This is a genomic window from Levilactobacillus koreensis JCM 16448 (assembly GCF_001435525.1).
GTDB classification, from domain to species: Bacteria; Bacillota; Bacilli; order Lactobacillales; family Lactobacillaceae; genus Levilactobacillus; species Levilactobacillus koreensis.
The window spans coordinates 18,904-28,671 of the sequence record NZ_AZDP01000006.1 but is presented as its reverse complement, the minus strand read 5'-3'; the positions used below and the strand labels follow the sequence as shown (position 1 = coordinate 28,671).

At 49.1% G+C, this 9,768-nt stretch carries 7 protein-coding genes; 2 read left to right on the top strand and 5 right to left on the bottom strand.

The annotated features are described in order from the left end of the window. Nucleotides 1–386 precede the first annotated feature (386 nt). From FC99_RS00280 to arfA, 5 genes are all read right to left on the bottom strand, one after another. A complete protein-coding gene (locus FC99_RS00280; RefSeq protein ID WP_048733507.1) occupies nucleotides 387–695 on the bottom strand; it encodes a type II toxin-antitoxin system RelB/DinJ family antitoxin in 309 nt (102 codons plus the stop codon). A 105-nt stretch (nucleotides 696–800) separates the two neighbouring features. Next, a complete protein-coding gene (locus FC99_RS00275) occupies nucleotides 801–1,763 on the bottom strand; it encodes a beta-galactosidase small subunit (RefSeq protein WP_048733509.1) in 963 nt (320 codons plus the stop codon). Continuing rightward, a complete protein-coding gene (locus FC99_RS00270) occupies nucleotides 1,747–3,633 on the bottom strand; it encodes a glycoside hydrolase family 2 TIM barrel-domain containing protein (protein WP_048733511.1) in 1,887 nt (628 codons plus the stop codon). Before FC99_RS00270 ends, FC99_RS00275 begins: the two co-directional genes overlap by 17 nt. A gap of 518 nt (nucleotides 3,634–4,151) precedes the next feature. After that, complete coding sequence (locus tag FC99_RS00265; protein WP_048733513.1) at nucleotides 4,152–5,594, bottom strand: glycoside-pentoside-hexuronide (GPH):cation symporter; 1,443 nt, start codon at nucleotides 5,592–5,594, stop codon at nucleotides 4,152–4,154. Nucleotides 5,595–5,643: 49 nt separating this feature from the next. Next, on the bottom strand, nucleotides 5,644–7,110 hold the full coding sequence (arfA, locus tag FC99_RS00260; protein ID WP_048733514.1) for an arabinosylfuranosidase ArfA: 1,467 nt from the start codon (nucleotides 7,108–7,110) through the stop codon (nucleotides 5,644–5,646). Nucleotides 7,111–7,317: 207 nt separating this feature from the next. Between arfA and FC99_RS00255 the strand changes: the two genes are divergently transcribed. Together FC99_RS00255 and FC99_RS00250 are read left to right on the top strand one after the other, a co-directional pair. Beyond that, complete coding sequence (locus FC99_RS00255; protein WP_048733517.1) at nucleotides 7,318–8,220, top strand: ArsR/SmtB family transcription factor; 903 nt, start codon at nucleotides 7,318–7,320, stop codon at nucleotides 8,218–8,220. Between the two features lie 416 nt (nucleotides 8,221–8,636). Then, on the top strand, nucleotides 8,637–9,536 hold the full coding sequence (locus tag FC99_RS00250; RefSeq protein ID WP_191979300.1) for a hypothetical protein: 900 nt from the start codon (nucleotides 8,637–8,639) through the stop codon (nucleotides 9,534–9,536). Nucleotides 9,537–9,768: the final 232 nt, after the last annotated feature.

Here is a 9,768-nt window from a genome sequence, read left to right as displayed (position 1 = left end):
GTGCGAATCCTTGCCAATACTGGGGCGAGACAGGTATTTTATCTTTCAACCTTTAGGTTTGACTATATGCACTAAATTCTGTTTTTATAATCCTGTCTGGCATAAAAAGCATGTAGGATATGTACGTAATTCTTCTGTACTGAGTAAATAAGCACATAATTTTTTACGTACAATCTCCTTATGACAGTACCATCGCGCATAACGGCCCATCGTGGACATCTGAGAGCATTGCTATGCAACGATGCTATCGCCTGCATAAAGTACTTTGATTGCTCAGTTGCTGCTGCCTTATTCAATAACGAGTTTCGAATATACCCAACTAAATCGGTCATCTCTGTTGCCGCTTCATGATGCATGATAACTTGATAATGCTTAGCCTGCCTCATCTAGTCTTCTAACCGTTTAGCAAACATCGCAGCAAGTTCACTCTCTGTTACTCCCGAATTGTCCTTCATATCCGCTATTCTTCTTTTAAGCATCGCAACCATAGCAGGATCTAAGTCATCTTCAGTGTAGACCTTTTCCTTTGTCGTTGGCTGGAAGGGCATCTCCCCGTCCCGCGCAAATTGTTCGACAAACATATTAATTGCGGCAGTCAAATTAATTCCTAGTTTGCTTGCAACCTGATCCGCCTTATTTTTAGTCTCTGTATTAACACGAACCGTAAATGCTGTTTTTTCTGATGCGTTCTCCATGTTACTAGCCTCCAGCCTTGATGATACCTATATTATACCAAATAGGTTAAAAAACAAAAAGGAAACACCAATCGCATGGCGCTTCCTCTTACTATTCAATTTAAGCTAATCCGTAACCCCAGCAATCTCGAAACTAAAGTCGTGGTCGATGTCACCGGCAATGTGGTATTGCGGTTCGACGTCAGCGCCCCAACTGTCGATGCCCCCGACACCGCGAACGGCGCCAAAGATGGTCAGGACCGTACGACGAACTGGCGGGAGCTCCTCAATATGAGTGGCACTTTCCAGTTCTTCCGGCGTGTAAGGTAGGCAGCTAAAGGCAAATGGATGCCCGGTCTGCCGAATCGTCAGACTGAATGGTTGGTGGTCGGGATCGGCGTTATTGAGCGTCGTGGCCCGCGTCACTTTGACCCAGTCGTTCTTCATGTGCATGCCGCACTCCTGTGGCACCATGTACGGCGTCACAGGCAACCCGTCAACGTGGTACGTGCCCGGACGACCACCCGCTTGTCGGTCGGGATACGTTTCACCCGAGAGACCTTGGTAGTCAAATCCGGTGGCAGCGGTCGGCATCACTAGCCGCAGACCAAACGCTGGCAGTTCTGGTAAGCCGGTCGCACCGTTGTAGTGGACGTTAACATTAATCTTACCGGTACCGTCAACGATATATTCAACCGATGCCGTGGTAGCGGGTGTCGTGGTGGTCGTGTAGGTAAATTTCACTGCGACCGTCGTGGCTGTTTCGTGGTCGGAATACTGGTTGTTGACGGGCGCAATCGGTAGCTGAATCGGTTGACCATCAACGGCCACGTCGATTTGCGTGCAGGCACTGAACAGGTCGGCGCCCAGCCACGACGCGGATTTCGTGGAGAACCCATTGCCCCGATCATTATCGGTCGTGGCCCGCCAGAATGCAGGATTTGGCGTCCGGTACAGCCATTCCTTGCCGTATTGGACCAGTGATTCCAAACCGCGTCGATCGTAAGCAAAGATGTAGTGGAACCCGGGACCGCTCAGTCCCAAGGTCTCGTCGCCATAAATCACGTTTAATTTAGTCGTGTTGGCCATAGTAGTAGTCCACCTCCTGTAGTGCTGGCTTCGGCGTCCGGTCGGCAAAGAGCAAGCCATCGCCGGAAAATTCGTAGTTGGCGTGCCGGTCATCGAAGTCCCCGCCGTAACGGAGGACGGGCTGGCCGGTTACCTCATCCTTGACCCAGAGTGCTTGGTCGATGTAATCCCAAATGAAGCCACCCTGATACATTGGATATTTATCAATTAAGTCGGTGTAACTGTTCATGCCCCCAAGGGAGTTCCCCATGTCGTGCATGTACTCACAGTTCACGAATGGCTTAGCCGGATCATTCTTCAGATACTCTTCGATGGCGTCCGGATGGTCGTACATCATACTTTCCATATCGGAGATGCGATCCGCATAATCCCGGTTACGGCAAACGCCCTCGTAATGCGTCAGCCGCGTGGGGTCAACGTCGTGGTAGTACTTGTCCATGGCCGCGATATCGTCGCCGGCATAGGATTCATTCCCCAGCGACCAAATCAAAACGGCAGGATGGTTCTTGAACATTTCATAGTTACTCTTGGCCCGGTCGAGCACAGCCAATTGCCATTGTGGCAGACTGCCTGGCACATTGTAGGACGGTTCAACGGCGCCCATCTTTTGCCAAGTCCCATGCGATTCGAGGTTATTTTCGGCCATCATGTAGATCCCATTGCGGTCGCATAGGTGATACCACTCGTCCTGGTCGGGATAGTGGCAGGTCCGCACGGCGTTGATGTGGTTTTCTTTAAAAATTTGTTGGTCGTAGTCCATGTCGGCTTGCGTGACGGCACGGCCGCGGTGGGCATCCCATTCGTGACGGTTGACTCCATTTAAGATCAGGCGTTGACCGTTGAGTTCCATGACTTTGTTTTTCATTTCAAAGCGGCGGAACCCGACTTGGTAAGGCACAACTTCGACTAACTCTCCCGTGGCGTCGCGCAGCTCGACTTGGAGCTGGTAAAGGTACGGGTCGTGGTGGTTCCAGAGGTGAACGTGATTGATGGTCGCGGACAAGTCTAACGTGGCGGCGGCCTCATTCTCGGTCGTCCAGATGGCCTCGCCGGTGTCGTTCAAGAGGCTCACGTTGACGGCCCCCACCAGCTTATCGACAGCGGATAATTTCAAATTAACCCGCAAGTCACCGGTCACAAAGTCATCGTCGACACCGGCACGAATCGTCATGTCTTCGACGTGTAAGGCCGGCTTGGCAACCAGCCGCACGCTGCGGAAGATACCGGAGAAACGGAACATGTCCTGATCTTCAAGATAGGCAGCGGTGCTGTGTTTAAAGACCTCAACGGCCAGGACGTTGTCGCCCGCCTGAAGGTAAGGCGTCAGGTCGAATTCGGAACGACTAAAGCTGTCTTCGGCGTAACCCACGAATTGACCGTTCAACCAGAGATACATCGCCTGTTCGACCCCGTCAAATTCGATGCTGACCCGCTTGTTTTGTAGCGCGGTGTCCAGCGTGAAGTGTTTGACGTAAGCCCCCACGGTGTTCTCGGGGTCGGTGCTAAACATGCCCTTTTCAGGACGGTCGGCACCCATACTGTAGGCGGGACGGCGGTAGTACTTGCCTTCCCATGGATAAGTCGTGTTAATGTACTGAATCTGGCCGTAACCGGCGAGTTCGATATGGCCAGGAACGGTCAATTGATCGAAGTCGGAACGGTCGTAGTCGGTCTCATAGAAGCCGACTGGGCGATGTTGGGGATCCTTCGCAAAAGAAAATTCCCAGGAACCGTCGAGGCTTTGAACCAAACTACTCCGCTTGGCCAGGGCTTCGGCAACCGTCGCATAACCGCGGTGGTCGCTGTGAGCTGGTAACTGGTTGACCCGAAAAGTCTGGGGATCATCCAGCCATGAAATTTCTGCTTTCAAAAGTTTTCCTCCTTTTTAAAACGCTTACACTGGTAATTATACAACAGAACTGCTGGGATACCAGCGAAGTCGGATTAAATTGTAATATGAAAAGTGACTAAACCAGTTTGGCCTAAATTCATCATCAAGGCGACCGGTTTAGCCACTTATACATTAGACTAACTGAATTATTTTAACTGACATGGTGGTACTTTCGCCTTACCGGCCGACAGATATGGGCTGGAACGGTGCGGACGCAACTTGAAGCCTCGAAAATACCGAGTCTACAAGCTTGGTCTTCTACTAAGCCAACGGAAGACCACCGTCACCTAAGTAGAACGACGCGCCTGAGACCATATCTGCCGACCTCTCGGCTTAGGTGGAAGCTCTCTGGCAACCTCTAGATCAACTGGTAACTCGTTGAAAATCCAGAATAATCTCACAATTCGACGTTGCTACTGCAAAACATCAATCCGAGCCAGCAGAGTCTCTAGCAACCAGTCCACCCATTTCACACCAATTCATCAATCAACATAGTGCTAGTTGACGTTCTCGGCGCCTAACTTCTTCTGCAACTCCTCAACGATTTCGGCATGTTTCTTTTCAGAAATATTAACCTTGAAGACGTAGATGAGCAACGCGAGGATGTGGACGATCAAGCCAGCCCAGAAGGCAAAGGCCTTGAACAGAGTAATCCCTCCGGCGGTGATGGAAGCGGCCGTGGCGGTACCGGTCATGCCGGCAGCAACGGCAACCCAACCAACGACCCCGTTAGAAATCGCACTGGACATCTTGTCGAGCATTGGCCGAATAGCCAACGTGACGGCTTCACTCCGCGTCCCGTTCTTCAATTGACCATATTCGATGGTGTCGGTCAACGTCAGGATAACGGCCATGAAGATGAAACCTTGTGGCACGTAGTACAGAACCAAGGCGGTCATGACCATGAATAGATTATCGGTTGAGACAATCAAAATGATGTAGGCCAAAATCATAGCACACATGCTGACGGCATAAATCGTCTTCCGCGTGACCCATTTGTTAATGATTGGGTACAGGGGTGACGTGAAGAAGCCAGAAACGGTTGGAATCAAGCCGGCGATCCAAAACAAGCCCGGCTTGTCCATGACGTACTTGAACATGTAAAACATCAGCCCAGCAGTCGCAGCGTTCCCGAACCCGTAAACCAAGTATGGCAGCGCGGTCCAGAGCATCTGGTCGTTGTGTGCTAAGGCCCAGAACATATCTTTCAGACTCGTCTTTTCCTTAGCGGCATTTCGCAAAACGTTTTGTTTTTCGTGAGTCCCCAAGGCAACGATAAATGAACAAATAATAGCAACAGCGGCAATGATGATACCGAAAGTCGTCCAGCCGGGTTGACCTTCGTTGTGCTTCCCAGTGGCGAGGTAAGTGACGTAGGTAACGACGGGGACGATGGTCATCGTGACGATATTTTGACCAAATCCGGTAAAGTTCCCCGCAGCCGTGAAGATGGACCGTTCGTGACTGTCTTCACTCAAGGCAGGAATCATGCCCCAGTAAGAGACGTCCCGGAAGGAGTAGAAGATATCGAAAATCGTAAAAATTGGAATAAAGAGAATCATGAACCAAGTGGTGTTTGACCGTGACAACCCGAAGATCCCGGACATCAGAACGATCAGCAGCAAGGCGGAAATCGTCCCGGCACCGATCAACCAAGGCTTGAAGCGGCCCCAACGCGTGTTCGTGTTATCAACGATATTCCCAATGATTGGATCAATAAAAATTTCAAGAATTCTGAGGACGAAAATGAGTCCCGTAATCATAGCAATTGATTTGGTAGCCTGAGACTTTGACACGCCGGTGAACATGGCCGTCGTGACATAAATCATAAAGTAAGTCCCAAACATCATTGATAACGCAGAATGGCCAAAGTTCCCAAAGGCAAAGTTGACAACTGGCCAAATCTTACTCTTATGGGCAACTGTTTTTGTAGCATCCATTGTAAATCACACTTTCCATTTTAAAATTGTGTGGCCCGCCTAATCCCAATTAGACGGTAAACGTGATGACGTTCCAAGAAAACGGTTTCAAAATAATCTGACCGTCATCCTGAATAGTTTCCTCAAGTACGGACTGCTCCGGTGAGTTTTTAAATTCAGGATCGGTACAGCTATAGCTGAGATGACTGGTTTCTTGGAGCTGATCATTGTTGAGTTTCACGGCCAGGTCCAGCGACTCCGTTTGGTACCGGTTGACCGCGAAAATCGTGTAATGATGGTCGTCATTCTTAACGGTGACGGCATCCAGATACGGCACGTCGCCGAACTCGGGAACCTGATACGTTGGCGACTGCGCACTGGTTCGTAGCGCGGTGCCATGGGCGTATTTGGAAACGTCTCGCAGCGGCGTAAAGATGGTCTGTTTCAGTAGGCCATCCTTGGTCGTCAGGATTGGCGCAATCACGTTGACTAACTGGGCGAAGCAGGCGATTTTAACCCGATCGGCATGCTTCAACAGCGTGATCAGCGATGACCCAACTAGCAGAGCGTCCTCAAAATTATAGACATCCTCCAACCGGTGTGGCGCCTGTTGCCATGGCTCGAGGTGCGCGTCGTGTTCGTTGGAATGATACCAGACGTTCCACTCATCGAAAGAAATGTTGAGCGTCTTATCTGACTTCTTCGTCGCCTTCGCCGCATCACAGAGGGCCACAACGGAATTGATGAACTGATCCATCCGAATCGACTTGGCCACGTGGTGCATGGTCCCTTTCGACGGCAACTCGTAGTACTGATGCATCGAAATATAATCGACGTTGTCGTAGCATTCATTCAAAACGGTCGATTCCCAGGTCCCAAACGTCGGCGTGTGCTCGTTGGAACTCCCGCAGACGACGATTTTGATGCTAGGATCAAGACTACGCATGGCCTTGGCGGTTTCGTTGACCAACTGACCGTACTCGTGAGCGGTCTTATGGCCAATCTGCCACGGTGCATCCATTTCGTTGCCGAGACACCAGAACTTCACATGATAGGGTTCCGGATGCCCGTTCTCGCGGCGTTTGTTGGCCCAATATGTATTCGTATCAAGGTTACAATACTCCAGCAAGTTGCAGGCATCCTCGATTCCCCGCGTCCCTAAGTTGACGGCGATCATGGCTTCCGCATCGACCTTCGTCGTCCAGTCCATGAAATCATCGAGACCGAACTGATTGGATTCCACACTCTGCCAAGCCAAGTCAACTTTTTGCTGGCGCTGGTCACGCGGCCCAATGCCGTCCTCCCAGTGATAGCTGGAAACAAAGTTACCACCTGGATAACGGACTAGCGGGACATTAAGCTCTTTCACGGCTGCCATGACATCTTTACGTAGCCCGGAATCGTCGGCTTGCGGACTGTCTGGGTCGTAAATACCGCCATAAATGCTACGTCCCATATGTTCTGCTAAAGACGAATTAATCCGGTGGTCAATCTGGCCGATGGGAAATAAGTCCGTTGCATAAAGCTTTCCTTGCATAAATTATATCCCTCCTTCGTTTTCCGAATTCATGTTAGCAGGCTCGTGTAAGCGCTGTCAATAGATGATTAGGTAAAACAAGAACTAAATGGGTAAATATTGGGGTTATGTTCACTAGTTACGTTATTTTCGACGAATTTGCAGGCTTTATGACGGCTTTATGTTAATATATATATGAACTTAATATGCAAATGAGGTGAATATTTAATGGAAATCGACCTAAATCAATCATCGGTTGGCTTGCTAAAAGCACTAGCCAGTCCGATTCGGCTTCGAATCATCGACCTCCTCTCCAAACGCGAAATGAATATTCAGGAACTCAGTGCGCACCTGCATCTCAGCAAGTCCATTGTGAGTTCCCATGTGAACCAACTGGAACGAGCGAAAATCATTGAGACTACTCGGAAGCCAGGTAAGAACGGCGTCCAAAAAATCTCGCAGTTACGGGTCAGTTATTTAGGCATTAATTTCCCAAATCGTAAAGAATCGGCCTACTCCCGCTATGAGACGCACCTACCGATCGGCCACTATGTCGACTACGACGTCGACCCGGTCTGCGGGTTAGCCACGACAAAGAGTTATATTGGCCACTTGGATGATCCGAAATATTTTATGGACCCCGACCGCGTCAACGCTGGCATCCTTTGGTTTGCCAAAGGTTACATTGACTACAAGGTCCCCAATCTGTTAGACCGGTCACAAACGATCCAACAGGTCGAAATTAGTTTTGAAGTAGCTTCAGAGTTCCCCTTTACCAACGACAATTGGCCATCTGACATCAGCTTCGAACTCAACGGTATCGATCTGGGGTTCTGGGAAAGCCCGGGCGACTATGCCGATGTCCGCGGTGAACTGAACCCGGAATGGTGGCCGAACAATATGAACCAGTATGGCTTGTTGAAGACCCTTCAGGTCACACATGAGGGCACATTCGTCAGCGGCGAAAAGATTTCCGATGTCACTATTGACGACTTCTCTCGGCAAACGCAGTATTGGAATCTGCGGTTGGCGGTGAAGAAAACGGCGAAACACGTTGGTGGGTTAACCCTGTATGGCAAGGGATTTGGTAATCATGATCAGGATATTGATTTTCGTTTCTACTACCTTTAACCAAAAAACGACGAGAGTTCAAGCTCCTGCTGTTTTTACATTTTATTCTGCTGTGAACTGGCAACATAACTACCAGTTGCAGACACGAGTTATTTAGCTCTTAACTCGCTGTTGGCTATGTCCATGGCAGTACTTCTCAAGGATTATAACCCGGGTTAATACCATGAAATCTTGATGATTTTGCCAAAATTTGTTTCTTATTTTGTGGGACAACCCTTTCCTATGAATCTCCATACAACTACGCTCTATACAACTTCTGAATCTGAAATTTATTCCCCGGGAAATATTACCCGCCTCCGGAAAAATAATTTCGCCAGTACCGCATCAATTCGAATTTATTGGTGTATCTTCTCTATTATCTATAATCGAATCAGGTATAATTGGGTATATCATCAAAATTAGGAGGCTGGAAAAGCGTGAGTAAAGTTGGTAAATGGGGACTCGGCATATTCGCATTGATGGCTGCATTTTTAATGAGCAACCTGATTGGAAATGCCCAAACCGAAAAGCCCAGTGCTATTGTAAAGGTCGGCGATTTCGCCGCTAGTACCGATTTTTTAAACCTAAGCCAATACTTTCAAACAACTCGTGATGTCAAAGTCAAAGTAAACTACATCCCTACTAAAAAGATAGGTGCTCCCGTTAAACGAGCGTTAACCCTTCCTGCTGGCACAGTTGTTGCCGGGTCTCTGACAACGACTAAGCGCCATGGTTACTTAGTCCCTAGCCTTCAACTTTATTTAGCACGTCTTAGCTACCCGCTAATCCAACAGAGTGCTCCCAAAAACTATACAATTGACCCTGGTGCTGGGGCTTACGATCCACAAGTCACTTTAAAGGCGACCACCGAGCTCATGGCATTCAAACGCGTTAAGGTCCCCGATTTTATGCCCGGTTACAGTCATGGTGACCTCTACATTGGCGGAGCTAAGGCGGCATTGAGTCCCATTGAACCCTCTAGTAAGAGTCTGCGAATTACGCCGGACGGCTATGCAGAAGTCTTGACCTATGATTCCACAGCTAGTGCCGGCCTAGGCTTCTACCAAAAACCAACTGGACTAGCTAAAATTACGAAGACAGATTACCACGACCCTTACCGGCGACTCTACTTTAGCCATCATATTAAGGGTGTCAAAACTAAGCGGGTCAGCCATACTGGTGCTTATCAATATCGGCTAACACTGAAGAACTTGCATAATCCCCAACACACGTTAGGTGACGAAGATAACGGCATTGCCGGCACCTTTAACAGTCTCTATTCAGTTGGTGGCACGCCCTACTTTACATTCATTGGATACGATGGCATTAGTGGTTAATGCTGTGAGACGAGCGATTTATGGCTCGTCTTTTTATTTACGGCCACGGGTCACGCCTCGCATTGGTAAATCGGCAATCTCACAAAAAATCACCCACTAATTAGTTGTCTCAGGGCCTGAATTGCTGGGTAAAACGACTCTTTCCCGCTACCTCGCTTTCCGTGTTACACTTTCGGTGACTCCCAAATCTTAGTCAGGAGGAACGGCCCATGTTGATTAAGCTCATCGCATC